Source organism: Lactococcus taiwanensis (assembly GCF_017068355.1).
Lineage (GTDB): Bacteria > Bacillota > Bacilli > Lactobacillales > Streptococcaceae > Lactococcus > Lactococcus taiwanensis.
Window position 1 is genome coordinate 1,510,438 of record NZ_CP070872.1, and the last position, 25,997, is coordinate 1,536,434.

The window sequence follows — 25,997 nt, forward strand, 5'->3', positions numbered from 1 at the left end:
TTCGAAATTTTGCAAAATGCAAAATCATCGACTCATCGCATGAAGTCATTATAGCATATTTTTTACAAAATGACAGCTCTGTCAGTTCCATCCTGAAAATTTTGCTAACAAAATTAGACTTGAGCCCAAAACCGCTAATAATATCAGCGCAAAACGGAAAGTGAAAATTCGAGTGCCATCATGCTCATAAGAACTCCTTGATTTTTTTCCACGAAAAGTAAACAAAGCCACCCATGCTAACAAGGTCAGTAGTCCTTGGAGCAAAAGCTGTCCATCTAAAAGGTAGAGATTAAACAATGAGCCAATCCCTGAAATAAGAGCAAGTAAAACTGCCATGGGTCCTCCTTATATAGTTAATCTTTAGAAAAAACGCTGCAAAAGTTACTGACAGAGCTGTCAGTAACAAAAAAGCTCTGACACGCATGTCAGAGCCCTTTAGGAAAACTAATCCAGAGCCTTATAAGCTTTAATAACATTTTCAGTGGTGAAGCCATACTCAGGTAAGACTATGTTAGCAGGAGCAGATGCCCCCCATTTATCAACGGTCACAGTTGCACCGTCAAGTCCTACATATTTTCCCCAACCAAAACTTGTCCCAGCTTCTACTGCCAAACGACGTCGCACATTTTTAGGTAAGATTTCTTCTTGATAAGCCTTAGATTGTTCATCAAAAATATTCATTGAAGGCATAGAAACCACACGCACACCAGCACCTAAAGTTTTCTTCGCTTCCAAAGCCAAAGCCACTTCTGATCCTGTTGCAATGAGTATTCCTTCTAACTTACCTTCCTCTTTAGAAAGGATATAAGCGCCACGGTTCAGACCTTCTTCAGCCAATTCTGCAGTGCCCGGTAAAACAGGCAAGTTTTGACGGGTTAAAATCAAGGCAGTAGGACGTTTTTCACTTGTCACTGCATGACGCCAAGCTGCAATCACCTCATTCCCATCAGCGGGACGAATCACATCTAAATTAGGCATTGAACGCACTGAAGCCAGTTGTTCCACAGGTTCATGTGTTGGTCCATCTTCCCCAACAGCAATGGAGTCATGTGTCCAAACATAAGTTACAGGCAGATTTTGTAGAGCCGCCATACGGACGGCAGGGAGCATGTAGTTTGAGAAGACAAAGAAAGTTCCGCCATACACACGCGTTCCACCATGGAGTGCAATCCCGTTCATGATTGCTCCCATTGCAAACTCACGAACACCAAACCAGATATTGCGCCCCGCATAGTTGTCTGGCATAAAGTCAGACTCAGCCTTTGCCATCGTATTATTTGAAGCTGAAAGGTCAGCAGAGCCACCCCAGAAATTTGGCATTTGAGCTGACAATTCTTGAATCGCTTCTTGTGACGTTACACGACTGGCTTTACTTGTACCAAGTTCATGTTTAGTCAATTCCACTTCTGGCGTTTCATTTTCAAAAGCTTTAACGTATTGTTCAGCAAGTTCTGGATATTTTTGGGCATAGGCTTTGAACGTCTCACGCCATACCTGCTCCATCGCTTCGCCTCGTGCCACAGTGGTTTCTAAAAAGCGTTTTGAAACTTCTTCTGGCGCTGTAAATTCAGGGTAATCCCAACCATATGCTTTCTTGGCAAATGCAACACCTTCAGCTCCAAGAGGCGCCCCGTGAACTGCAGAAGTACCTTGTTTTTCAGCTCCAAAACCAATCACTGTTTTCACTTCAATAATTGTAGGCTTATCTGTCTCAGCCTTAGCGACTTCAATGGCAGCAGCAATTTCATCCAGATTATTGCCATCTTTTACTAAAAGGTGTTGCCAACCATACGATTCAAAGCGTTTTTGGATATCATCAATGAAGGACATGGATAAATCGCCATCAAGCGAAATATTATTAGAATCATAAAAAAGGATTAATTTGCCTAATTTTAGCTTACCTGCCAATGAAGCTGCTTCTTGTGAGACCCCTTCCATCAGATCACCATCACCATTTAAACCATAAGTGTAGTGATCGACAATTTTAAATCCAGGTTTATTATATTGCGCAGCAAGATGAGCTTCTGCCATTGCCATCCCTACAGCATTAGCGATACCTTGACCTAATGGGCCTGTTGTTGCTTCAACACCATCTGTATGCCCAACCTCAGGGTGACCTGGGGTCTTAGATTGCCACTGACGGAAACCTTTTAAATCATCAGTTGTTACATTATACCCCGCCAAATGTAACAAACTATATAACATTGCCGAACCATGACCTGCAGATAATACAAAACGATCACGGTTAGACCATTGACGGCTAGTTTTAGGATTAACATTCAAAAACTTGCTCCACAGCACATAAGCCATTGGTGCAGAGCCCATTGGAAGTCCTGGATGACCAGAATTTGCTTTTTGAATCGCATCCATAGATAAGGTACGAATCGTATTGACAGCTAATTGATCAGTAGTATCAAACATAAGATTTCTCCATATTTTTTATTTATAGTTCATTATAACACAAATTGAAAGCGGTTTTTACTTTTCAGGATTAAAATTATTTTCTTTTAGGACGTTTTTTTATGAAAATATTTTTAATCGATTTTATTAGCGGATCCTCAAGTTAGACCACTCCTGGCCCATAAAACCTGAAGATAATAAAAAACTGTCAAATTTGACAGTTTAGAAAAATTTTAGTACTTACTTCGTTGTTTTAGGATCCGGAATTAAAAATGAGGTAAAGAAAGCAATAATCACTAGAACCAGACCAGTAACAATTCCTGTAACATACCCTGTTGTACTTCCACCGACCGTAGTATGTATAGCAGAAGGAACAGCATATAATATAATAAAGCTCAAACCTGCTCCAAGGTTGAACATGCCCGCGTTTAATCCAGGAAGGTAGCCGGGATTATCTTCTGGAGAAAGTACAATACCGAGCCCATTAAGCATAATATTAGTAATACCGGCATAAGTAATCCCAATGAAGATAGAAAGTAAAAGCAATAACCAAATAGAAGGCTTAAGTGCACCAGCTATAGTTAGCCCAAAACCTAATACAGTTGCCAATAATCCAGCTCGCAATACCTTAGCAAAACCAAAGCGAGCAGCCAGCACACCTGAAATAGGACCAAAAACTAATCCTGCCACGGCATAAGGTGTCAAAGTAACAAATGAGACGAGATCAGCGCCTAACCCTAAGCCGAAGTTTTTATCTTGACCTAGAGCAGGTATGATCCCATTCATAATTGCAAAGACACCCGTCATTGCAAGGAGTGTAGTCAATAAAAGACCCCAAGTACGACGTTGTTTCAAATAATGAATAGGGACCATCGGATCACTTACACGCTTTTCAACTTGCCAAAAGCCAATGAAACAAACAATACCAATAATAAATAAAATAAGAGCGAGTGTCCCATTGGATAAACCAATGTTTCCAAAACTTCCTTGCAACGCATTGGCAGCTGTTAGCAAAGCGCCCATTGCAATAACTAAAAGTACTACTCCGCCCCAATCCATACGGGGGGTTTGCTTTGCTGTCGACTCTTCCGTCCCAATGGCTACTAAGATGACAGCCAGTATGGCTGTCAGTGCCATCGTTAAAAATACAGAGCGAAAGCCGCCATGACTTACTAGCCAGCCACCCGCTAAAGCGTCAACACCAGCAATCCCACCATTAACAGAAGTTAAAATAGCCATCAATTTTGCATATCTTTTCCCTTCTGTCACTCTCACATGAAGCATGATTAAGCAAAGTGGAACGATAGGACCAGCTGCCCCCTGTAGTATTCGCCCAATCATCAATACCCCAACATTGGTTGCAAGCCCAGAAATAAGGCATCCTATTCCTGTCAAAATCAACATTCCAAGTAAGACCTTTTTACGACCAATCAAGTCTGCTAAGCGAGGTAAAAATAAAGCAAAAAGTGCTGCTGCTGTAAAAAAGATGGTCTGAGTCAAAGCAATCGCTGAAGCGCTTGTGTGCAATTGTTCTTGCATTGTTACCAAAGCAGGTGAAAGCATTGAAGCGTTCAATTGAAAGGCAAAGATGGCAATCATTAAAGCTAACATGAGAACGATGATTGAACCCTGATCATCGCCAGATTTTTTTGAAGTCTGTGTTTCTGTCATTTCTTCTCCTTTTTTTAAGGTGGACTAGCTTAAATTCTTTCATTGAAAGTTTAAAAAGAGCCCCAACATACTATTATATTATAAAATTTGCTTTTTGCGAAGTTTAAAAATATTATGTGATCAATTTTAGGAGTTTACTTGCTACAGTCTCTTCTTTTTTATAAAAAAACTCTGTCTTAGCGACAGAAGATAATGCTTTAGTATCAACGTTTATTTGTGTATTTTAACAAAAGGGGATTAAAAGGGGCAGTATGGTTCTTGCTGGACTCGAACCAGCGACCGAACGGTTATGAGCCGTTAGCTCTAACCAACTGAGCTAAAGAACCTATTATAATGGCTTACAGCCCCTTTTCAGGTATGAGTGCCACTGTAAGCCATTTTTATAAACAAGATGAATTCCAACTTATATTGTTATTGTCACTCACATAATTCATTATAAACTAAATTGTATTTTATCCAAAATAAAAACCGACAAAAGTCGGCTGCCTAAGGTTAAGACTTTTTAATTTTATCACAAACTCATTTTTTCCTCAGAGCGAGTGATAATAAATACTAAGCAAAGGACCAGACTAGACCCTAATAATGTCCACTTCCCGAAATGTGTTCCAATTGTAACAGAAATAATTATTCCTGCAAAAAAGGATATTATTAGCCCCATATATATTCTAGTTGCCTGAAGATAGGTTATTTTTTTTGTCAAAATATATTGTGTAAGATTTGAGGCTAATGATTTTATATTACCAGACATAATAATATTGCTATATCCTAATTCCCTGATTTTCGAAAATGCATCAAATTGTATTGCCATAAAATAGCTAAACAAACCCACGTATAGGGTAGCTGATAAATCTACTCCCAGAGCAAATATTGTTGTTAAAATTGTAATACCGGATAATTGGAGTAAAATCAAACTGGAAAATTCGAATCGCCCCTTTTGAGTCAAATAATAGGAGTAAAAACCACGTGTGATCACACCTAAGATAAACAAAATAATTGGTATAGCGAAATCCCAAAAATTTATTATACTCCCTTTAGCTATACTAATTCCTGCCTGAATTACATTTCCTGACTGCATGCCAATAAATCGATAATCAAAGTGAAAGAATGAAAATCCATCGATAAATCCTGCGTTAAGCGCCAAAAGGAAGGGGACTACCAATTTTTCTTTAGCTCGTTTATTCATATTTAGAATTATAGCAGATTATTATTTTTTATACTCAACTCCATAAAAATAGAAGAAATTATCACTAAAGACGGAATAATTACCTAACTCCGAGGGAATTAAAGTATAAAGCAATTGTTGTTATAATCAACCAAATAAAAAAACACCTCTTAGGAGAGAAGTGCTTTAGAAGTATTTTATGAAAAGTAAGTTAATTATATAATCAGCGACTTAAATAAAACAAAAACCACAAAGGACTTTAGTGATTTTTATATAAAAATTACTGAGCATTTTGAACCGCTTGATCAGCCTTTTGACGTGTTGCTTGAACATCGCTTAAAGCTTGGTCATTTTGGCCTGATTTTGCTTGCAAATCACTAATTTGAGCTTGAAGACTACTAATTGTTTGATTAGCAGTATCAAGTTCTTTTTGTTTATCTGCTACTTTTTGATTCCCCTCCGCAATTTTTTCGTTAATTTCATTAATTTTTTGCTGAATTTCCTTTTGCTTATCAGAATTTGCTTGCTCCAACTGTAGGTTAAGTGATGTTGCCTGTTGTTTTTCTGAGTTTACTGTATTTTGTAAATCTTTGACAGTATTGTTGAGATCAGAAATTTTTTGATTCTTTGTTTGAATGCGATTGGTTAAAGTATCAATATTCTGATTAATAACTTCAATATCTGCATGTCCTGCCCAATAGTTTTCAGCTAAAGCTTTTGCACCCAAACAACCACTAAAGACGATTGCGAAAATAAATGCTGAAATAATTGTTTTTCTATAGTTCTTCATGTTTCTAAACTATCTCCATTTCTACATGGCTTCTATATTAGCAAATTGGTATAATTTATTCAATAGGTTATATTAAATTATCTTACACTTTTAGACACTTATAGTATATTTGTATTATTATATAGAGGGAAAATCGTTAAAGCGAGAGATGACTAGCATAACCTGAGTAAATAGAGGGCAGGGCACAATGTTAGTTGTTAGGAATAATTAGATTAAAAAGCACCTCAATGCAATGAGGCGCTTTAGGAGTAAACTTTATGAAAAATTTTTAATTGGAATAATTATATTATAGTTTGAGGTTCTTAAATAAAACAAAAAAGCCTTGACCGAAGTCAGATATTATCGTCGACTATCATGGTTCTTGCTGGACTCGAACCAGCGGTAACTCCGTTATGAGCGGAGGGCTTTAACCAGCTAAGCTAAAGAACCAATTGAAACCCACAGCACCTTAATAGGTGTGAGTGGAACTGCGGATTACAAATTTTTGAAAAGAATTTAGCTTCTCACTCACTAGACTCTATTATATAATTTTTAAATCAAAATAAAAACCGACAAAAAAGTCGGCTGCCTAAGGTTAAGACTTTTTAATTATACCACGTTAAACTCTACCAAACATATAATGGTCAATCTCCTACAACTTTAGCTAAGTCTGCTTGACCGATAATTCAATCGGTTGGTCAATGTAAATATGCCTGTTTTCTCTAATTGACCTTTAAATCTGGGCAAAAATATAAATTAATGTAGTAAGCCTTTCTTTTTCCGTAGATATTTTATGATTAAACCGGTAAGTCCACACACTAGTGCACCAATAAATTCCATAAATCCTATGAATTCAAGTATTTCATCTACGGCACCGTTAAACATTAAATGCCCTCCAATGCCAACTATCAATCCCATCGCCATTAAATAATACCAGCTTTTGCTGATTCTAACCATTTTATTTTTCCTTCTGCTAAATTTCTTCTTACAGATTATAGCATAGAACGTTTTTAGGTATATACCAAACAATGATCGGAATCATATTTAATGCAACGAACGTTTGTTAATACCAAACAATAACTGTGAAAACAGGGGTCAAACAAAAAGTAATCAGCTACTTGGGCACTAGGATTTACGAATAAACCTAAAGAAATCTTCTATACAAAAAACACCCCTTAGGAGAGAGGCGCTTAGGAATTTACTTTATGAAAAGTAAATCAATTATATATTTAATTGCTTAAATAAAACAAAAATGCCCTGGAGGGCGAAGAATTATTCGGTTTCAGTTGTTATAGATTGAGTTGCAAGAAATGCAACAATTAATCCAACAATGCATACGGTTATAAACATTAAACCAGGTATAAGACAATTTACCATAAAAAGTCCAATGCCTATTAGTGTACAAACTGTTATAAGCACTAATGCGCAAACCCCAGTACTAAAATTGTATTTATCACCATTACCTATAACTTTTTTCATCCCTACAAACATAATAATGATAAAAACATACATGATAGAAATATAAATCCCCCCGATAATCATTGCGTAACCAAGTGAAGACGAAGTTGGATTTTTTACATCCTTAAACAAATCTCCTAAAACCTGTAAAGAACCCATGGACATAAAAGAAATTGCCGTGAAGATACCTAATATAGCTATGAATTCAGAATATATCTTTCCTTTTACTTTCTCTGCTTCAACTGCAATTTTTTTCGCTTCTGTTGATATATTTTTTGCACTATTAGCAGAACGTTCAGCTTTTTTAACAGCTTGACCTACAGTGTCATAAGCATCTTTGGCTGTATCAGCTAATTCTAAAGTGCTCATGGCTATTTCTTCTGCATTTTTTGACACAGCCATCATAAAATTTCTTTGAAAGCAACATAAACGAATATGTTCGGAAAATTTCTTCGAAAACGCTTCATTCAACTTTTCCCCCTGAGGGGTAACTATCTCTTTATTTTTTATTTCTTCAATAAATCCCGAGAAATAATCTTCTTTGTCATCTTCCAGTAATCCAAAAAATCTCTGAATATTTATAAATTCATCTTCAGAAAACCCATAAATAATGCTGGCTATATTATCAACTCGATCAATACTTTTAACATTTGTGCTTAGATTAACATAAGTTAATTGCAAAGTTTTATTTATATATTGTTCACTATTAATATCAAAACTTTTCAGAATCAATTTCAGTAATTCAAATTCTGTTATTGTTTGTGCCATAAACTAACATTATCCTTACACGCTTTTTTTATCTCTTTATTTTCATAATCTGGAGCTGAATGTTTTACAATTTCATCTTTATAAGATGACCATATTTCCTGTTCATGCGAAATTTTTACCAATTCCCAAGGCGAAACATCTAACAACTCAAGAGTAATTTCTTTCAAATAACTATATACACTACTATTTCCGAGGCTTTCGCTTGTAGTTTTTGGTCCTTTCTCTATCTCAAATCCATTATTCTCAAAATTTACAGTCATAGATATATTTTCGATTGGCGATGGACCATTTTCTCTAAAAATTGCATAGACCTCTTTTATGACGGGACCATATTGCCACCTCGAAAAGGTACCATTTATTAATGGAGAATCATATTTATTTAAGAAGGCTCCCTGAATAAAATACATTATTTTTTGGAGCTGTAAATTTGAAACTGGCTTCTTTCTTTTTTTTGCATAATCAATGATAAAATTAGCCACTGAAACTGGATCTTGTAATGTAAAATCACTCATTATAAAACCTCCATATTTTATAAACCATTACGCCTATTAGTCGATGTATTATACTACTATTACTGTTTTTTGTCAATATTTCCACAAATTTTGATTAGACTGTTTAAGAACGAAATATCCGTTGGAGCAAATATAAATTATTCTAAATCATTTTATAATATTAGTGATATAATTACAAAAAAAGGAGTTTAATATGACACGGGAAGAATTAATAAATTTAGTTTTAAAAAATACTAATTCTTATGAGGATTACCCATTTAATGATAACACTCGTGAAAAGATCTTATGGACTGCCATTAGACAAAAAAGAAATAAAAAAATTATCGCTTTAATTTTTGAAAAAGATAATGATTTACTTATCGATTTAAAACTTGCTCCAGAACATGGTGAGGAAGTACGTGAATATGACGGTGTATTTCCTGGTTATCATATGAATAAAACTCATTGGAATACAGTGAGAGTTAACAATACCTCTTTACCACTAGAAGGTCTTATTAAGATGATTCAAGAAAGTGATAAGCTAACGCAATAAAAAATCCCTGACCGAAGTCAGGTCAGGTTATGAATATCTTACTTTTTATAAGATTGAAGTTCATTTTCTTCAAAATAAAGTTGCTGGGTACCGTTAAAACTAACTAAAATTCCTTTTTTATTTTCTGCTATAACAGTCCCCACTACACCGGGATATTTTGATTCTGGTAAATATACTGCTTCTCCAATTTTAAATTCCACAATATTATTCCTTCCTATACTATATATTAAAGTATAACAGAAAAGCTCGCAAAAACGGGGTGAATTTACAATTCTGTTAATTTTTCAACTTGCACTTTTATTAAATCTCTTGTATTTCTGAATGCTTCTAATATTTGATCATCTGTTCCTGATACTCGAGCTGGGTCTTGTAAATCCCAATGTTCGTGATTCGTCCCATTAGGTATCATTGGACATTTGTCGAGAGCATCTCCACATAAAGTAATGATTAAATCGCAACTATTAAAATAATCCATATCAATTAGTTCAGACTTTTGATTAGAAATATCAACACCAACTTCTGCCATAACTTCTACAGCTCTGGGATTCAATCCGTGCGTTTCTATGCCAGCCGATCGAACTTCCCATCCCTCTAAAAATTGATGACCATAGCCTTCAGCAATTTGAGAGCGACAAGAGTTCCCAGTGCAAAGAAAGTAAATCTTCTTCATAATATTTTTACCTCTACTAAATATTGTTATTTTATTATACCCTACTTAGATGGTTTTTTTAGCTAAAAAATCCCGCCGGAGCGACGGATAAACTATCCTAAAAAACCAATTACTAAGCCTATAGCAAGCAGGCCCAGAAAACCGTTGATTAAATGTAAGCCAACAAGCTTCTTAGATTGTCCCGAATAAACCGACATGACAAACGATGACACCCCATACACCCCTAACCAAAGTAATAAAGCCCCTTGAAGTGAGGTTATCATCCATGCGTCATTATCATTTTTTGAAAACCAATAAATGACCTGATAAGTCGCAGACGATAAAAGGAGTCCTCCAATAATTGTCCCACCAAACGTGAAGACCATATCACCAGCTGTCATCGTCTGATTTTCCATTTTAGCTTCCATGCCAGACTCCTTAGCCCAAAATTTACCCCAGCTATGTATAGGGTTATATAATAGGCTTTCTATAATAATCCATATTATCGTTCCAAAAAGAATTACTTGCCAATTAATCATCGTTTTCTCCTAAAATATTTTTATAGTTGAATTATACCATATAATTTCCAAACAAAAAAAACCCGCCGAAGCGGGTTAAAAAGCCATAAGAGGCGAACTAAGTTTGATGAACCTCTCATGCTTATATTCTAGCATAGTTTAATCTATTTTATTTACAAAATATCATAAAAAATCCCTGACCAAAGTCAGGGTTATTTTTTAATAATTATTTAGTATAAGCGTTAAATGCAATTCCTTCATTTTTCCATCCAGCTTTAATTAGTGAATCTCTCTCATAAGAACTCATTGTAAAGTGATGTGAACCCACTTTGGCATTTGGATTGTATAGGCGATATACAGGTACACCAGTTTTTGCTTTGGCAACTGGGAATGTAAATGCTTCTCCGTCATTACTCCAACCAACTGAAACTAAGCTCGTGGCTTCAAAATTACTTGTTGTGTAGTGATGATCACCTGCATTTGCGTTATATAAACGTTGCACAACTGGATATCCTGAGTATGGAGGTTCAGTTAAAGGTATATAAAACGCAACTCCTTCAGCTTTCCATCCTGCTTTCTCTAAAACTACAACTTCCCATCCGGCAGGTGTAAGTAAGTGTTCACCTGTATTTGGATTATAAATTCTAAAAATTCTTTCGTGGAGTTGCGCTGTATCTGCGGACACTTGATGGGCGTTAATAACTCCTCCAGTTATAAATGCTAACGCTGCTAAAGTACCTAAAACTATTTTTTTCATAATATCCTCCTAGATATTCTCCTAGACACCACATTTATATTCGATAAAAATGCTATAAAATACATTGTGAGTCTTTTAACATTTCAACGAGTAAATTATAGCACTTTATATTATTTGCTGCCACTATAAGCTAACAGATTTTTATTTTATATTTTATCTGCATTCAACCTCCGTTGAAGTTCTTTCACAGAATCAGAAACTGGACTGATGATGCCATCTTGAGTTGTTCCTAGGTGTTTTTGCAAAGCTTTAATAGTGGCTTGACCAAATAGACCATCTTTACCAATACCTAAGAATTTTTGTAACGCTTTAACCACGTTTGAACCTGTCAGCGAGCTATCAGACTGAGCAGTAATTATTATCTCATTAATTATTCTCATATCTTTTATTTACGTGATGATATCCAGGAAATCATTAGATAATTTACCGTGGGCTATCATTTGTATATTAGTTATCACTATTGCCGCGTTTTTCTTCAAAGAAAGTAAAATATAAAAAAGCCCGCCGAAGCGGGTTAAGAAGTCATAAGAGGTGAACTAAATTGCATGAACCTCTCATCGTACTTTCTAACATAGATTAATCCTTTTATTTTATTTACTAAAATATTTAAAAAAACCCTGACAAAAGTCAGGGAAGGGAAATGAAATTCATAGCTAAAGCTACGCCTAAAGTCCAAGCCTGAGTATCGGCTAGGGATAAAAATTATCTAATAATGAAGCTATTAGATATTTTCATTCTATAAATACCCCCTTAACTGTTTCTTAATAGATTGAAAAGTGTTTGTATACCATACAATAAGCTACAATTAGAAGATAAAAAAACCCTGACAAAAGTCAGGGTCCGAAAATAGGAAAACTGAGATTCACGCTTGAGTATCGGAAGCGGACAATCAATATCTAATAGTTAAACTAATTAGATGTTATTCATTCTATAAGTATCGCCTTAACAAATACTTAACATATACTATAGACTTTGTATACCATACAATAGCAGATTTTAAAAAATAAAAAATCCCCGCCGAAGCGGAGGATGAAGAAAGTTAACACCAATATTACGTTAAATATTAGTTGTTCTCATTCTATATATTTGTTCTTAATCTATACTTAAAAAGATAACGCCTCCAAACCATTAGTTGTAAGGCATACAATCTATAACAGAAACATCGAGAATTCATTTATCTAAATTCACAAAAAGAACGCCTCATAGGAGTAAGGCGTTCGTTATAGGAGTATATTTTATGAAAAACTTGGAGTATTTGTATTATAGTGCTGTCGTCTTAAATAAAACAAAAAAACCTGACCGAAGTCAGGTTGCTCATATGTCCCGCGCTTGCTACCCTGCCTACCAAGACACCCCATCGCTTGCGCGAAACATCCAAGCATAAATTTGACAACTGATACAATATATTTGTTCATATTAGCCACCTCTATTTTTTCTAAATATCTCGTAAGAAAGTCACAAAAGAAATCGATAAAAATTTCTAGTGCTACTCCTGTAAACAATAAAAGAATAATAGTAAATGAAGTTTCTCCGGTATGCAGCATATGATGAGGAAGGGAATCGAACCCTTTTAAACCCGAAAAACATAGTGTCAAACTTAATTTAAGTTTATCTAAAAATAAAGTAAAAATCAAGGCTTTACTGTATGTTTTTAATAGTTTAATTTTTGCCCAGCATAGATTAAGTTTGGATTCGTAATAACATTCAAATTAACTAGGTTTTGAACAGTAGTCCCTAAGCGTTGAGCAATGCTTGAAAGATTGTCACCAGAGCGAACAGTGTAAGTGCGTGATGTAGCACCAGAATGAACGTCTGGGATATTAATAATCTGTCCAACATAAATCATATTCGGATTAGGCAAACCGTTCTGAAGAGCCAGCTCCTGCCATGTCGTACCCCAAGTTGAAGCAATACCACTAAGTGTATCACCTTGTTTTACAATGTAACTTTTTGTGGAAGTTGTCGATTGGTCTGTGGAAGCATCGATAGTTTCAACATCGTGAATGGATAACCAACTCATAATACCATCGAGCAAGACTGTATCTCCATTCTTCTGGATAACTTTATGCGGTTGTCCTTTCACCCATTGAGGAATTGTTTCTCCTGTGGCATAATTCGTAGCACCAAAGTTTACTTTAACCGTCATTCCAACTTCTACATCATTTCCTTTGACTTCATTGGCTTCTTTACCATTGTCAATGGCTGGTGTATCAGTGTCAGGTTTAACTTCTTGACCTTGCTGTTCGCCATAGCCATTATCTGTGATTCCCGTCATATCAACATCGCCATCTAGTCCACCAGCGATATAAGTGGATGTAAATTGATAAACTCCGACACCTTCCATTGTTGGGAAAAAGTTGTAGTTAGGATATGGGGTAACATTATAATCAGGATAAGCAGCCATCCACAATGAATTAGGAAATTCTTTAAGGATTCGTTTGTAGTCAACATTTGCCAAAGTGTAGGGCTTGTATGAATAATACATAGGTGTGTAACCTGCTGCTTTAATGCGGCGCATACCATATAAAATTGCATCCGTATTGGCTTGCTTATCTCCACTTGCTCCACTCTCATAATCTAGAGCTACAATTGAGTTTTTTGGAGTTTGTACTCTAGGAAGATAACGATCAAGTGCAGCTTTTGCAATTTCTTGTGAGCCTCCAACTTGATACCAAATATAAGTATGGGCTCGTTTACCTTGCGCAATTGCTGAAGCTACCTGAGTTTCATAAGTGTCTTGATCTACAAAGGTTCCACCATATGTTCCACCAATTTGAGCAATCGCAAACTTATCATGAGCATAACCAAAATTACCGTAATCGCCATTATATTTTGACCAATCAACCCCTTGGTCACCCACTGCGGCAAAAACTGGCCCGCTTGCTGCAACAGCAAAAAAAGCCACCATGATAAGAGCGGCTCCCTTAATTAATTTTTTCATTTATTCTCCTCCGTACTTTCCTTTTCAATAACGTTTCCTTTAGCATTCTTTGATTTCATATAATCCACTAATTCTTGAAACATTGGATTAACTTGGCAAATGAGCTGAATCATGCGTGCACCAAAGAATGCGAGCGAACCGTTGATAATCCAATTCACTTCGTATTCGTAGGGCTTGACCATAGAGAACTGCCAAAATTCAAATACAATCCAAAATAAAGCAATTGTTGTCAAATCAATAATGATTCTTTTCTTCAAAGGTGGGTCCATTTTCTCCCCATCTTTTAACCATGTCAAACCTAATATAATTAATATTAGACCTGAAATTCCTAATAATTGATATTCCAATATCTTCTCCTTTCTTACTATTAAATAGGGTAATTAATTGTATCTCGGAATGATGTTCCCGAAGGTATATCCTGCGAAGCTTGCAACCCACCGTCCGGCCGCACTAGAACACGATATAGCTCCCCAGCGCCAAAACAATCATAATGCCATTCAGCACTAGGTCTAAATCCACTAGGAATTGAACCGATTAAATTACCATTAGCTACCTTACTTGATAAAGAACCAACAAGTCGAATGTAAACATTGTTGCCTGTCTTGTATATAGAGATGTCGGACATATTGTCACTGTTCAATTTTGTGCTACTTGTTTTGAGATTATCTACTGTACTTTCTAACTCAGTATTCAGCTTATTAAAATTTTCATCGATCGTCTCTGCACCATTTTGCATACCACGATAAATATCATTAAGATCTGCCATTTTTATTTCTCCTATTCTGTTGTAATTTCTATTGATTTATTTTCAGTTATAGCTGTAAATTTTTTATCCTTAATTTTTTTGGCCAACGCACCTCCTGTATTCCAATCACTTGAAATCTCAAGAAGTGTATTCTCTTCTAACACTTTCGTATTAAGAATAATAACCTCAACGGGTTCTGTTCCACCAAAAATTTCACCGGTATCAAGCCCTTGAAGCTCTGCCCCTATAGGATCTACACTTCCAAAAGCACTAACTACTGTATCCGTGGTGGGTATGATAATCGCTGGATTAACAGTAAGTTGACAAGTTCCCTTAATCCCATCTACTGACTCAGCTGTAATTTTAACAGTGCCTACGCCTACGGTTTCAATTAACCCTGTTTCGCTTACAGTCGCAATTAAAGCGTCACTCGTACTCCAAGTTATTTCTTTAAAGGTAGCATTATCTGGTTCAATCGTTGCGGAAAGCTGAAAACTCTCAGTGACTAGTAATGTCTCCTCTGTTGTATTGAGTACTATCTCTTCTACAGGAATGATAGTAGTAACGAATTTAACAGCTTCTGATAAAGGAGATTCTAACTCGCCATCGGTTTCACTGATTTGTATGGTATACTCTGTATCTTTGGTCAATCCATCAACAATAGTATTCAAATTTTCCACTTCTTTTAGAAAATTTCCATCTAAATATACTTTATAGGTTAGTGCCATTAGTCACCTCGCTTCCAATCTACTTGTACTGAAGTATCAGTAATGAGTTGCACTAGTAAATCTTGAGGTGTTTTGACTATCTGCACTGCTCCTGTTGTTACATTTGCGCTCTTAAGAGTAAAGCACAAAACATTCACTCCATTAATAAGCAAGACTACATTATCATGTATGGCTATCTCTCCATCCATTGTATAGTCATAAGGCATTTTTATATTAATTCGTTTTCGATCATAGCTTATCGAACAAGGTACTACCTGAATCCTATCCCCTCCAAATACTTCACTAGTATCAAAACCTTCTGGCTCGGTACCAATTGCATTTTTATAACTAGTCACCTTAACTTCTGGTTGATACTCTGAATCATGCTCAATAATAAAATTAAAGCCATTTGGTACTTCACGACTAATAATTTTTTCTATTGCTAAAACTTTGTCTAGAAGTTTTCCTCCAGGATCAATGGATTCAAGAACTTCTCTATTAGCTTCAACAAACTCTTCCCAACTCGTTCTACCATCTTCAATATATTGCTTAAAGATGCGATCCAGTTCTTTAAAGGTCCACCAATAATTTGAATCCTTGAAGGGCTGTGAATAGATCGATTTTTCTACAATGTAATGAAAATTACGTGTAGAAAACTGTTCTATCCAAAGTTCCCCGACTTGTTTTCTGAAACTAAAGTAAGCTTCATTTCTTCCCACAAACTGTAAAGCATTGTCACTAGCTGTATAGGTTAGAGTCCCCTTTTTTTCATCAAAAGTAGCTACGGGTTCTTCTGATACACCTTGTCCAGTGACTTCTTGGGCCAATAAACAAAAATAAGGCTGTAGCCCCTCAAAACTTTTGGATAAACCATTCTCTACGACTTGAACGACTATTTTTTGACTATTTTTATCTGCATGACGCATTTTTATAGCCCCAACATTATTGTTAGGTTCAGTAGTTGACAGCGTTATATATTGTTCTGTCATGTTACTCCTTTCTCATAACTTATTCTGGTGGAATACAAATTGAGGAAATATCAGAACTGCTATAAAACTCACGTTCCAATTCAGCACAAATTTGTCCTTTTTCTGTATTTTGCTCATAGGTCTGAATTTTTCCATTTTCTAAACCACGAATTATCCCAGTATGACCATATGTGCTGTCTGCATACCAACTTCCAACGTGCCCGCCTCGTGCATAGTTCATGATTGCACCGACAACTAAATCATCGTAAGATGGATTTTCCATAACTTTCCATCCCACTTCTGACCAGTTATAAGCGATACCAATATCTGCAGCAGCACTTGTTGAACCTTTTCCGCTGACATGAGATAGACCATATATTGTTCCAGCACCGAGACCACATCCACCAAGAAATCCTGAATACTCCGCACTTAGCCCATAACATTGACCATTGCCAACTCGTTGACCTAAAAGCAATTGAAGATGCTCCAACCCTTTCTCTCCTGTATTTTGGCTAGGTTTCAAATCCTTGAATTTGTCATACCAAGTTTGAGCATAGGTTTGTCGTTCCGAATGAGCAGTGGCTGGTCTTTCAAAGTTTTTCTCAAAAGCATAAGCTGCTTGTTTAGGGTCAGTGATGTTTTTTAATCCCTCAACAGTGGTAGGATCTACCGCACCAATCCATTGTCCATTGTACATGCACCAATTTAACAGTCGGATCTGCGCTTCCATTGTTCTGTAGTCTGTTGTAATTCCAGCTGCCGCCATTAAGCGTTGAACATACTCACGCCCATCCCATGTAGCCTCTCCTACAAGTGGGTATGCCGAGCCATCCCATTGAACAATACCATAACCTGGACCACCTACTTGTTCGGTATCTGGGTTCATGCTTGCCCCAGCTTCTCCTTGAATATTCCCAAGTATACCAGCTGCCGCTTGCTTAGAATATCCATTACTGATTAACCAGTACCACGCATCCCAAGCAAATTTATCAGCATCAGTAGTCACTTCTGGAGGATAACCGCCAGTTCCACCTCCGCCGCCTCCACCGTTTTGACCAGGTATTACTTTTTCACCGTTAATGTAGATTTCCTTGGCATCAATACGATCATTAACTTTGAGGTTGTCAACCTCGAGAGTTCCACCAGAGAACCCATTTTTGTCAATCTTAACGCCATTGACGTAGAAATTGCCATCAACGTTAACTTCCCCATATAGTTTCAATTTTCGATTCTCGGCCGTGCTATCCTCTGGTATTTCTAGGACATTTAGCAAGCCTCCGTTTGAAGCTTTTGAAGATAATGCAAATGAATAACCTTGGTTTTGAATGAGGTCAATCCCTCTTAAATCATTATCAGTATAGGTAGGGGCAAATGCTACCATTTCTTTCTCAGAATCACCTTCACGTTTCAAAAATTTTATTTTCCCATCATTAATTTCAACCACGAAATCATCAGAAATTGATCTAATCTTTATACCTTGTAGCGTTCCTGCTTGAATGAAATTGGCGTTGAATGTTCCATCTAAAGTCCATGCGGTATTACTTGCTCCATTATGAACATCCTGAATAGTAGTCCATTCGCCTTTCTTACATTGCTTGAAAGATATCCCTCTGTTATTCTGGATCATAAAATATTGGGACTGAGATATCTTAGGTCCGTCCATAAAGACTTGTTCATAACTCTCTCGAGAGTTAGATACACCTGCCTCGATACCATTAACTAAATAGATAGAACCACCATTTGCTCCAGCTCCTCGCATGATGTCATCTTGATATTTACCAATCTCAGTTGACTCGTAAAATGTCATTTTATTATTATCAAGGTCTGAGATATTACTTTGAACCTGTGATAACTGACGATCAAGAGAGTTACCGCTTAAATTATCTCCTAAGCTCGCTTGTACTCTTCCGCTTGTATAATCAGTAACAACTTTAAATACTCGTGTTTGATAGTGATATCCACGATCACCACGGTGAATTGATACTGTGTTACCGATTGAATCGGCACCTAGAATTTCAGTACTAAACTGTACCAAAGGACGGCAATAATATGCTAACTGATCATAAGTCTTTCGAAGTAATTCTGCGGGATCATCCACATCATCAAATACTACAACGGTTTTGCGTGGTAGCATTTTACCATTAGAAGGAATTCCGTATTCTGCTGTCATTTCTGGATACTCAATCCAATTTTGCCCCTTAGGTTTATCTAAGGGCTTGCCAGCTGACTTTTTCCATTCAACGTTAGTAAACTCAGTTCTTCGGCCATAGCCATCCCCAACTTCTTCACCTTTACCTCGTCCAATTAGAGCCGTGACAATATTTGTACGATCTTGTTGTCGTACAATGCTTAAAACTTCTTCCCCATATTCAAATCGTTTGTTAGTCACTTTACCAATTTGGTTATAACAATTAATGATTTTTTTAGAGATTTTATTTCCTGATATTTCGACAGAAAAAGTAAACTCAGCTCCTAACTCTTGTAGTGACTTTAAAGCTTCTTTCATTGACGTATAGTAAAAGGTACTTGAGACTGTAGCTGTAGGCTCACAAACACCCAGCACCCAATCACAACCAGAATCACTAAGCAGTTGCTGAATCACATAAGAAAAAGACCTGTTCTTAGGTCTTATATCTTTAATGATAAAATTATCAAGTTCATCAACAGCGAAATTTATAGATTCAATTTCAAGTGTATTGTCTTGATCACTACTGGTTAGAACACGGTACATAGAAAATTCTTTGCTTTTAGAATCATTTAGAGCGATATAACTTGCTGAATCTATTTTATTGTCGAAAGGCGCTGTAAGCGACAAGGTATCATTCAGGAGTTCAGAAGCATTTGTAGTAATTTCTTTAGTTTGTATACATGAAATCAATTCTTCTGAAGCCTTTGATGTCACTACTTTTTGCATCTTATCTAAAAATAAAATGTTTGCCACTATAAGACCGCCTTTCTATAAGTTATTTTTAATTCGTAATTACTTCCAGAGAAGTCACAACCTGTATTTAGTCTAATATTTTTAAAATCAGAATCTAAATCGAGGATATTATCGCTTTTTTTGTTATTTAAATAAACTTCTCCTCTCTGAAAATCGAATTTCAGCAAATCACCTTTAACAGCACTTGATACTTTTAAGTGATAGTTGCCATCTGTTGCATTTAATTTATTTTCTAGCATTTTTATTTCGAAAATATCAGGCTTAACTGCATAGGGTAACTCACTGATAATCTTGCCTTTAGAAGTTTGTTCCTTTCCATACTTGAATGGATTTTGACAATAGATTGTAAAAGTAGATACTGTAGAGTTTGTATCTCCTGGAACTGTATCAGCTGTTTGAAATCTCCCTACAAAATAGTATTCTAAATCATCTTTAAATCTAATGTGCACATCTTTATCTCTAATCAAAAAAGCTTTCAGAGTATCAAATTTTTCTTGAAGCAACTCAGGGCTTTTATCTTCTAGCTTGTACTTCACAGTTAACACACGAGCAGGAAGTTTCGCATTTGTGATTACTGATCCCATTTGTGTATCCTGTGTTTCAAACTCGAGGGAATACATTTCTCTCCCCTCAACGCTTAAAGTTTGATAGCCTTTAATTACCTCTTCCAAATAAGACGTATCATAGAGCATAGCGCTGGTAGGTAGAAAAGGAATATCATGATAATGTTTTCGTTTTACTGTGTCTCTGAATTTATACATTTTATCCTTTCTAGAATCCACCATTCAGATTTACTGCTTGTCCTTGAGCATTTAAAATGTCATCAACAAAAGCTTTAAACTGTTGATTACCAACCCGTACAGTTACGTAAGCTGGCTGTTTACCATTGTTCATATTGACTTCATGTGTTACGGTACCACCAATTGAACGATTGGCAGCAGCTACGTTTGCACCAATATCCATAGAATAATCTGAGCCCAGAACTTCGCCAATCCTATCTCCCATACTGGAGACATTAGACTGAACCGATTTGAAACCACTAAAAAGCCCTTTATTCAAGCCTCCCATAATGGCATTACCTGCTGGAGTTAAAAGTTTCTTATCCTTTCGAATAGGCCCTTTATGTTCACGGATCCAGTCACCAATACCACTAATGAACTCTTTACCAGCTTCCCAAGCTGATTTTAAACCCTTAACAAATCCATCAATAATGGCTTTACCGATGTCAAGCAGATTAATTTTAGATAAACTGTCAAATATTCCTTTAATAGTATCAACGCCATTTTTTATTAAATCTTTAGCCAGTCCCATTATATTATCGAAAGTACCAGTTACATAATCACCGAATGCTCCGACAATACCCTTAATACCGTCAAGTACACCACTCCAGTCTCCTTTAATAGCGGATAGAATTATTTTGAATATATTCTCTATTACTTTCATCACAGTATCAATAATCAGTTTGATTTGATTAATGACGGCAGTTACTATTGATAAAATATTTGCTAATGTTCCTTTGAAAGTATTCGAAATAATAGCCCAAGCAACTTGTACAATCGCTGAAGTAGTATTGCTCCAAATTTCCCAAGCTGATTGTAGTTGTCCTAAAACTAATGAAACAATAGCTTGGATTGCTATCATAGCCACTTCAAATATTCCTTCAATTACTCCCCAGACAGTAGTAACAATTGATAAGATATTGTTTTGATTCTCATTCCACCAAGTTAACAACATTCCAAAAACTTCTTTTATAAAATTCGAGATAGTTTCTACTATCGGTTGTATGAAGCCTAAAATTGATTCCCACACTTGATTTATTTTATTTCTAAATTCCTCATTAGTGTTATAGAAATAAAGAAAAGCAGCCGCTAATGCTACTACTACTGCGATAACAGCAGTAATTGGTAATAACAGACCACTTAAAGCTGTTCCAGTTAAACTTAACCCTGCCTGAATCGCCATCAATCCTATTTTCATCGTTTGAAATATCTTAATTGATTTTCCGATGACTAAAAGCAGCGGACCTATAGCAGTTACTATCAATCCAATAACAACTATTAGTCGTTGTATTGGTTCAGGAGCTGAAACAAATTTTTGAACTAAGTCAGATATCAAATCTGCTACCTGCCTTACTGCTGGTGCTAAAATCTTTTGAACAACAATAGCAGCAGATTCAAATGCTCCCATCATTTGTTCTAACGATGAGTTCATGTTATCCTGCATTGTTCTAGCCATCTTGTCGGCTGCACCGTCGGAATTTTCAAGTGATTTAGTAAGACTTCCTAATTTCTCAGGCCCTTTATCAATAAGTGCCATCATACCAGATAAAGATTCTTGACCATACAAAGTGACTAAAGCATTTTGTTGCTGCTCTGGTGTTAAATCTTTAAACGCTTTTTGCAACATCTCTATTTGATCTTTAAGAGGCTTCATTTTACCAGAGGCATCATAGAAACTTAAGCCTAATTGATTCATTACACCAATCATAGGCTCAGTAGGCTTAGCTAAACGAGATAGAGCACCACGGAGTGTTGTACCTGCTTGAGATCCTTTGATACCCGCATCTGACATAATACCTATTGCTGCCGCTACTTCTTCTAGAGAAAGTCCCATTGAATTAGCTACTGGAGCAATATACTTCATTGCATAACCCATATCTCCAACTTCAGCATTAGTATCTGCTGCTGCCTCAGCGAAGACATCAGCTACGTGTCCTGCCTCACTTGCATCAAGGTTAAACCCACGAAGCGCTGTTGCTGCATTTTCGGAAGCAAGTGCAACATCTCCGCCAGAAACAGCAGCTAAATCAAGCAATCCAGGCATAGCTTGCATAATTTCATTAGCATCAAAACCCGCAGAAGCTAAATTTTCCATACCTGCTGCAGACTCTTTTGCACTGAATGCAGTTTTGGCTCCGAGATCAATTGCTTGTTGTCGTAATTCATCAAATGCAGAACCTGTTGCACCAGAAATAGCTTTAACACGACTCATTTGCGCTTCAAAATCACCACCAACTTTTGTAGCAACCACACCCAAACCAACAATTGGTGCTGTAACAGTTTTAGTTAACGTTTTTCCTGTGCTCGCTGTAACTTGACCAACGGCTGCCATCGTACTGTTAGTATCTTTTTGAAAAGTCTTAACTTGTTTTGCAGCTTCTTTAAAGGTACTGACAAAATTATTATCAGTGGCTTTCAAGTAGGCTTGTACACTAAAAGATTCCATATTTTCCTCCTTTCCTATTTATTTGCCTTTTTAAGGAGCTCCATCAAACGTTTATCTGGTTCAGCTTTTTTAATTCCTAATATCTCATTCTCAATTTTTTCTTTATCAAAGAACTGTTTAAAGTTGCGATATACAGGAACTTCTGTTTTTCCTCTTGTTTTAGTTGCTTGTACTTGCCAATTGGCCCAAGCTTGCTGATGGATAAGTTCTTTCTGATCTAAGTTCTTTAAAGCTGTAGCGCTCATCCTTATTGAGTATTCTTTAATAGTCATACGCTCAAAATCAAGAAGACTAGTTAATCCAAAATAACGGAATGCATTCAGCATCATTTCGTCATAAACTACTTCTGAATTTAGGCGTTTTGAGCCGCTTGCTGAGCTTTCGCTACTCGCTCCTCTACCGTCTTCATTGCGATCTTTCCCGCATTGCTTTCAGCAAGTTCTTTTAGTACATCATCAAAAAGTTGCTCAATATCTTCACAATCATCGATATAATTATCAATGTCTCCCTGAGAAAGTTTCGGAGTTTCTGTGCGATTAGCTAAGTAAAGAACTGTGGCTAATGCATTTACATTCGCAGATTTAAGTTCTGGAATAACTTTTGCTGTCAATCCCATACCAAAAGCAATGCCTTCTTGCATGATTGGATAAGTCTTATCTAATTCACGCACGAATTTCACACCAAATTTAAAACCATATTGTTTATCATTAATTGTTAATTCCATTTATATTTCTCCTTAAAAAATAAAGACTAGGATTGTCCTAGTCTTTTGTTAGTATGGCCGCTTCACTCCAAGGTGATCCAGTAAAATCACCGTCATGAAGATAAGCTGCTTTGTCTACATCTGTTTCAATATCCGCTGGAGCTTTCTCAAAGTATGCCTGAACATACAGATAAATTTCATCTCCAGTCGTTAATGTTGGAACATTCTCAGCCGATAGAGTCCATGAGTTAGTTTCTGTATAACCCATGAATTTAGCGTTATGCGGGTCAGACTCATTAGCCTCTCCGTAATGTGTAAGGTAAGCTTGTGCATTTGGGTCTAAATCCCAATCAAGCTTAATTGACCCGTCTTCATTGATAACCCCAGTTACCATCTGGGGAGCATTAGGGTGTTCCCGTTTCTTTTGCAGTATCTTTGAATACATATTGCACGACATCTGCTTGCTCATCTGTCAAAGTAGCATAACCTTTTTGAGGTCTTCCAAGCACGCCGAACTCCATGCTTAATTCAAGTGCATCTTCTGAATTTGGTTCATAAGAAAAGCTTGTAAGATAAGCACGAAGATACTTCGCTTTATATTTACCTTTGTTTTCATCATCTGTACCCTTTTCAGCTTTATCAATTTCCCAAACTTCAATAATATCGCCGTTGTCCATTGCATCATCCATTTCATCAAGGTGAGGGTCACCATTTGCTGCAATAGATGTAGCAGACAAACTGTATTCAATTTCTGCAAGGGCACCAACTGGACCATCCTTGGTCGCAGTTGTATTATAATCACGTGTTTTTTCATTCGAGTGATCAGTTTGGAAAGCTAGTTTCCACGCAGCTTCTTCTGTTGCTTTATTAAGTAAACGGTAGAGCAAGATAATATCTTTACCCTGTTTAGCTGTTAAATCCGCCATGTTAATCTCCTATCTTAATCTAAATTCTAAGTTTATTAGCGCTCTTTTGAGCGGTGTATTAGTTGTTGTATCATCCATCATTTGGATCGTACTTGCTTGTGTATTTATAGCCCAAGAATAGCCGTCTGTAGCTTTAATATTCAACACTTGATTAAATATGTTACTTGCCATGTCAGACACCTCTTTGCGCTTTTTCTGCAATCCCCAAATGGATAATGAAAGACTTACCGTCCCTTTAATATCTGTTTTATTGGGTTCATGAATTGTTTGAGTGCTCTCCATTTCTACAAATGGATAATCTACTTCATTCATTGGCTTATAATCATAAACTGTATAACCCAAGCCTTGAATCCGTTTGAACAACTCATCAAAAATAGATTGGTCTCTTGTCTTTATCATTTCAACAACCTCTCTAAATCATTAATAAACACGCCTTTTTGAACATCAAATGCTGGTTTAACAAAAGGTTGTGCTGCCTGAAATCTTGTACCATATTCAACATAGGCCGAGTAATCAGTATGAGGTCCAGCTTCACCACTAAATCCACCATCAGTGATCTCCATCTTAATTGACCGCTTCATGTTACCAGTATCAACAGGAGAAAGTTTCTGCATTTTGGCTGTCATATCTGCTGTATTAGATTTAACAACATGCTTTACATCTTGTAAGGTCGCTGCTTTGTCTAAATGTTTAACAAGTTGATCTATTCCCTTGAATGATAGATTTGCTTTCATCCCTTTACCTCCTGCATAATAAATGTATTTTTTAGTCGTAATTCACGGCTGGTAACAATCTTATATTTGACGTCATTAATGAAAGCATAGTCCCAGTCTTTCAGATATGGTCTCATTAAACGAACAACTTTTGCACCTTGTTTAATATCCCCAAACAATACTTTAGAGCGCTCAGTTCCTAAGTCAGTGATATTAGCCATTTTTTCGACCATATCGCTCGTTGGTTCTATATGCTCGCCTGAGTCGGGATCATATCCACCTTCAGTTTCAATAACAAAAATGATTTTTTTATCATATCTCATATAACTGTCATTACTCCACGACGAGGAACACTCTTAGATTCCTCGTTTTGCTTGTAAGCATCTATATCATCCTCAAATTCGTCAAGAAGATTTCCATAAGATATGCTTTCTCCTTCTTGACCGTATGAGTCCATACCTTCGTTACCCTTTCGATTAAAACGCTTGATTGTACATTCTACTACGATGTAGGCCATAGACTCAGGGACTTCACTCAAAAAACCTAATCGGACACACAATTGTTTTGATGTTCTTTTTATAAAGTCTTCAAGTTGTTGGTCAAGTTTCTCGTCATCTTCAATTTCTAAAGAGCGCTTAACTTCGGCTAAAACTTCACTCATAGTTAACTCCTTTCAAAATAAAAGGATAGCCACGAGACTATCCTTTCTTTTTAGATGTTTTGTTTGATTTAGTTTTAACTTCTTTAACAGAAATCTCTTCTTCTTGTTCAGGGATCATTTCTAAATACCCTCCGCCAAACACTTCTAGATTTTTCTGCATTTCTTTAAAACGTTCATCGCTAATGTCCACTTCCTGACCAGCACGATACAGCTCTTTAGTTTTAATATCAGTAAAAGGTTTCAATACTTTACACTTATTCATCTCTTACTC

The 25,997-nt window shown here is 36.4% G+C and carries 31 protein-coding genes and 2 tRNA genes; 1 reads left to right on the plus strand and 32 read right to left on the minus strand.

Going from position 1 to position 25,997, the window contains the following annotated elements:
* Positions 1–81 precede the first annotated feature (81 nt).
* From JW886_RS07415 to JW886_RS07460, 10 genes are all read right to left on the minus strand, one after another.
* The gene (locus JW886_RS07415; RefSeq protein ID WP_205871726.1) at positions 82–336 is read right to left on the minus strand and encodes a hypothetical protein; all 255 of its coding nucleotides are present in this window, start codon (positions 334–336) and stop codon (positions 82–84) included.
* 108 nt (positions 337–444) lie between these two features.
* Positions 445–2,421, minus strand: coding sequence for a transketolase (tkt, locus tag JW886_RS07420; RefSeq protein WP_205871727.1), 1,977 nt, complete (start codon positions 2,419–2,421; stop codon positions 445–447).
* Positions 2,422–2,640: 219 nt separating this feature from the next.
* Positions 2,641–4,071 (minus strand): uridine transporter UriT, encoded by a 1,431-nt coding sequence (gene uriT / locus JW886_RS07425; RefSeq protein WP_205871728.1) that lies wholly within the window; start codon positions 4,069–4,071, stop codon positions 2,641–2,643.
* 252 nt (positions 4,072–4,323) lie between these two features.
* Positions 4,324–4,397: transfer RNA gene (locus JW886_RS07430), tRNA-Ile, on the minus strand.
* A 185-nt stretch (positions 4,398–4,582) separates the two neighbouring features.
* A complete protein-coding gene (locus JW886_RS07435) occupies positions 4,583–5,254 on the minus strand; it encodes a YoaK family protein (protein WP_205871729.1) in 672 nt (223 codons plus the stop codon).
* 259 nt (positions 5,255–5,513) lie between these two features.
* The gene (locus tag JW886_RS07440) at positions 5,514–6,023 is read right to left on the minus strand and encodes a coiled-coil domain-containing protein (RefSeq protein ID WP_205871730.1); all 510 of its coding nucleotides are present in this window, start codon (positions 6,021–6,023) and stop codon (positions 5,514–5,516) included.
* Between the two features lie 355 nt (positions 6,024–6,378).
* Positions 6,379–6,452, minus strand: a tRNA-Ile gene (locus JW886_RS07445).
* Positions 6,453–6,758: 306 nt separating this feature from the next.
* A complete protein-coding gene (locus JW886_RS07450) occupies positions 6,759–6,959 on the minus strand; it encodes a hypothetical protein (RefSeq protein ID WP_205871731.1) in 201 nt (66 codons plus the stop codon).
* Between the two features lie 315 nt (positions 6,960–7,274).
* Positions 7,275–8,228 carry a hypothetical protein gene (locus JW886_RS07455; RefSeq protein WP_205871732.1) on the minus strand — a complete coding sequence of 318 codons (954 nt, stop codon included), beginning with the start codon at positions 8,226–8,228 and terminating at the stop codon, positions 7,275–7,277.
* Positions 8,213–8,740, minus strand: a complete 528-nt coding sequence (locus tag JW886_RS07460; protein ID WP_205871733.1) for a Panacea domain-containing protein — start codon at positions 8,738–8,740, stop codon at positions 8,213–8,215. The genes JW886_RS07455 and JW886_RS07460 overlap by 16 nt, the downstream gene beginning before the upstream one ends.
* 193 nt (positions 8,741–8,933) lie before the next feature.
* Between JW886_RS07460 and JW886_RS07465 the strand changes: the two genes are divergently transcribed.
* A complete protein-coding gene (locus JW886_RS07465; protein ID WP_205871734.1) occupies positions 8,934–9,272 on the plus strand; it encodes an MmcQ/YjbR family DNA-binding protein in 339 nt (112 codons plus the stop codon).
* Between the two features lie 38 nt (positions 9,273–9,310).
* Here JW886_RS07465 and JW886_RS07470 read toward each other — a convergent pair whose 3' ends face one another.
* The 22 genes from JW886_RS07470 to JW886_RS07575 form a co-directional block, all read right to left on the minus strand.
* Positions 9,311–9,472, minus strand: a complete 162-nt coding sequence (locus JW886_RS07470; protein ID WP_205871735.1) for a hypothetical protein — start codon at positions 9,470–9,472, stop codon at positions 9,311–9,313.
* Positions 9,473–9,537: 65 nt separating this feature from the next.
* Positions 9,538–9,942, minus strand: coding sequence for an arsenate reductase (thioredoxin) (arsC, locus tag JW886_RS07475; RefSeq protein WP_205871736.1), 405 nt, complete (start codon positions 9,940–9,942; stop codon positions 9,538–9,540).
* Positions 9,943–10,034: 92 nt separating this feature from the next.
* The gene (locus tag JW886_RS07480) at positions 10,035–10,460 is read right to left on the minus strand and encodes a DUF1761 domain-containing protein (RefSeq protein WP_205871737.1); all 426 of its coding nucleotides are present in this window, start codon (positions 10,458–10,460) and stop codon (positions 10,035–10,037) included.
* A gap of 205 nt (positions 10,461–10,665) precedes the next feature.
* Positions 10,666–11,196, minus strand: coding sequence for a hypothetical protein (locus JW886_RS07485; protein WP_205871738.1), 531 nt, complete (start codon positions 11,194–11,196; stop codon positions 10,666–10,668).
* A gap of 146 nt (positions 11,197–11,342) precedes the next feature.
* Positions 11,343–11,576 carry a peptidoglycan-binding domain-containing protein gene (locus JW886_RS07490; RefSeq protein WP_241003751.1) on the minus strand — a complete coding sequence of 78 codons (234 nt, stop codon included), beginning with the start codon at positions 11,574–11,576 and terminating at the stop codon, positions 11,343–11,345.
* Between the two features lie 1,271 nt (positions 11,577–12,847).
* Positions 12,848–14,137, minus strand: coding sequence for a LysM peptidoglycan-binding domain-containing protein (locus tag JW886_RS07495; protein WP_205871739.1), 1,290 nt, complete (start codon positions 14,135–14,137; stop codon positions 12,848–12,850).
* Positions 14,134–14,484, minus strand: a complete 351-nt coding sequence (locus JW886_RS07500; protein WP_205871740.1) for a holin — start codon at positions 14,482–14,484, stop codon at positions 14,134–14,136. Before JW886_RS07500 ends, JW886_RS07495 begins: the two co-directional genes overlap by 4 nt.
* A gap of 20 nt (positions 14,485–14,504) precedes the next feature.
* Positions 14,505–14,903 (minus strand): hypothetical protein, encoded by a 399-nt coding sequence (locus JW886_RS07505; RefSeq protein WP_205871741.1) that lies wholly within the window; start codon positions 14,901–14,903, stop codon positions 14,505–14,507.
* An 11-nt stretch (positions 14,904–14,914) separates the two neighbouring features.
* The gene (locus JW886_RS07510; RefSeq protein ID WP_205871742.1) at positions 14,915–15,610 is read right to left on the minus strand and encodes an Ig-like domain-containing protein; all 696 of its coding nucleotides are present in this window, start codon (positions 15,608–15,610) and stop codon (positions 14,915–14,917) included.
* On the minus strand, positions 15,610–16,578 hold the full coding sequence (locus tag JW886_RS07515) for a BppU family phage baseplate upper protein (RefSeq protein ID WP_205871743.1): 969 nt from the start codon (positions 16,576–16,578) through the stop codon (positions 15,610–15,612). The genes JW886_RS07510 and JW886_RS07515 overlap by 1 nt, the downstream gene beginning before the upstream one ends.
* A 19-nt stretch (positions 16,579–16,597) precedes the next feature.
* Positions 16,598–19,498, minus strand: coding sequence for a phage tail spike protein (locus tag JW886_RS07520; RefSeq protein ID WP_205871744.1), 2,901 nt, complete (start codon positions 19,496–19,498; stop codon positions 16,598–16,600).
* Complete coding sequence (locus JW886_RS07525; RefSeq protein WP_205871745.1) at positions 19,498–20,259, minus strand: distal tail protein Dit; 762 nt, start codon at positions 20,257–20,259, stop codon at positions 19,498–19,500. Before JW886_RS07525 ends, JW886_RS07520 begins: the two co-directional genes overlap by 1 nt.
* A gap of 10 nt (positions 20,260–20,269) precedes the next feature.
* Complete coding sequence (locus JW886_RS07530; protein WP_205871746.1) at positions 20,270–22,723, minus strand: phage tail tape measure protein; 2,454 nt, start codon at positions 22,721–22,723, stop codon at positions 20,270–20,272.
* Between the two features lie 14 nt (positions 22,724–22,737).
* Positions 22,738–23,052 carry a hypothetical protein gene (locus tag JW886_RS07535; RefSeq protein ID WP_241003752.1) on the minus strand — a complete coding sequence of 105 codons (315 nt, stop codon included), beginning with the start codon at positions 23,050–23,052 and terminating at the stop codon, positions 22,738–22,740.
* 23 nt (positions 23,053–23,075) lie between these two features.
* The gene (locus JW886_RS07540; protein WP_205871747.1) at positions 23,076–23,447 is read right to left on the minus strand and encodes a tail assembly chaperone; all 372 of its coding nucleotides are present in this window, start codon (positions 23,445–23,447) and stop codon (positions 23,076–23,078) included.
* Between the two features lie 37 nt (positions 23,448–23,484).
* The gene (locus JW886_RS07545; protein WP_241003753.1) at positions 23,485–23,871 is read right to left on the minus strand and encodes a fibronectin type III domain-containing protein; all 387 of its coding nucleotides are present in this window, start codon (positions 23,869–23,871) and stop codon (positions 23,485–23,487) included.
* Positions 23,831–24,352: a phage major tail protein, TP901-1 family gene (locus JW886_RS07550; protein ID WP_205871749.1), complete on the minus strand. Its 522-nt coding sequence runs from the start codon at positions 24,350–24,352 to the stop codon at positions 23,831–23,833. The genes JW886_RS07545 and JW886_RS07550 overlap by 41 nt, the downstream gene beginning before the upstream one ends.
* Before the next feature lie 9 nt (positions 24,353–24,361).
* Entirely contained in the window at positions 24,362–24,751 is a 390-nt protein-coding gene (locus JW886_RS07555; protein WP_205871750.1) for a phage capsid protein, read from the minus strand.
* Complete coding sequence (locus JW886_RS07560; RefSeq protein WP_205871751.1) at positions 24,748–25,086, minus strand: HK97-gp10 family putative phage morphogenesis protein; 339 nt, start codon at positions 25,084–25,086, stop codon at positions 24,748–24,750. Before JW886_RS07560 ends, JW886_RS07555 begins: the two co-directional genes overlap by 4 nt.
* The gene (locus tag JW886_RS07565; protein ID WP_205871752.1) at positions 25,083–25,388 is read right to left on the minus strand and encodes a hypothetical protein; all 306 of its coding nucleotides are present in this window, start codon (positions 25,386–25,388) and stop codon (positions 25,083–25,085) included. Before JW886_RS07565 ends, JW886_RS07560 begins: the two co-directional genes overlap by 4 nt.
* Positions 25,385–25,726, minus strand: a complete 342-nt coding sequence (locus tag JW886_RS07570) for a phage head-tail connector protein (protein ID WP_205871753.1) — start codon at positions 25,724–25,726, stop codon at positions 25,385–25,387. The genes JW886_RS07565 and JW886_RS07570 overlap by 4 nt, the downstream gene beginning before the upstream one ends.
* 37 nt (positions 25,727–25,763) lie before the next feature.
* Complete coding sequence (locus JW886_RS07575) at positions 25,764–25,988, minus strand: hypothetical protein (protein ID WP_205871754.1); 225 nt, start codon at positions 25,986–25,988, stop codon at positions 25,764–25,766.
* Positions 25,989–25,997: the final 9 nt, after the last annotated feature.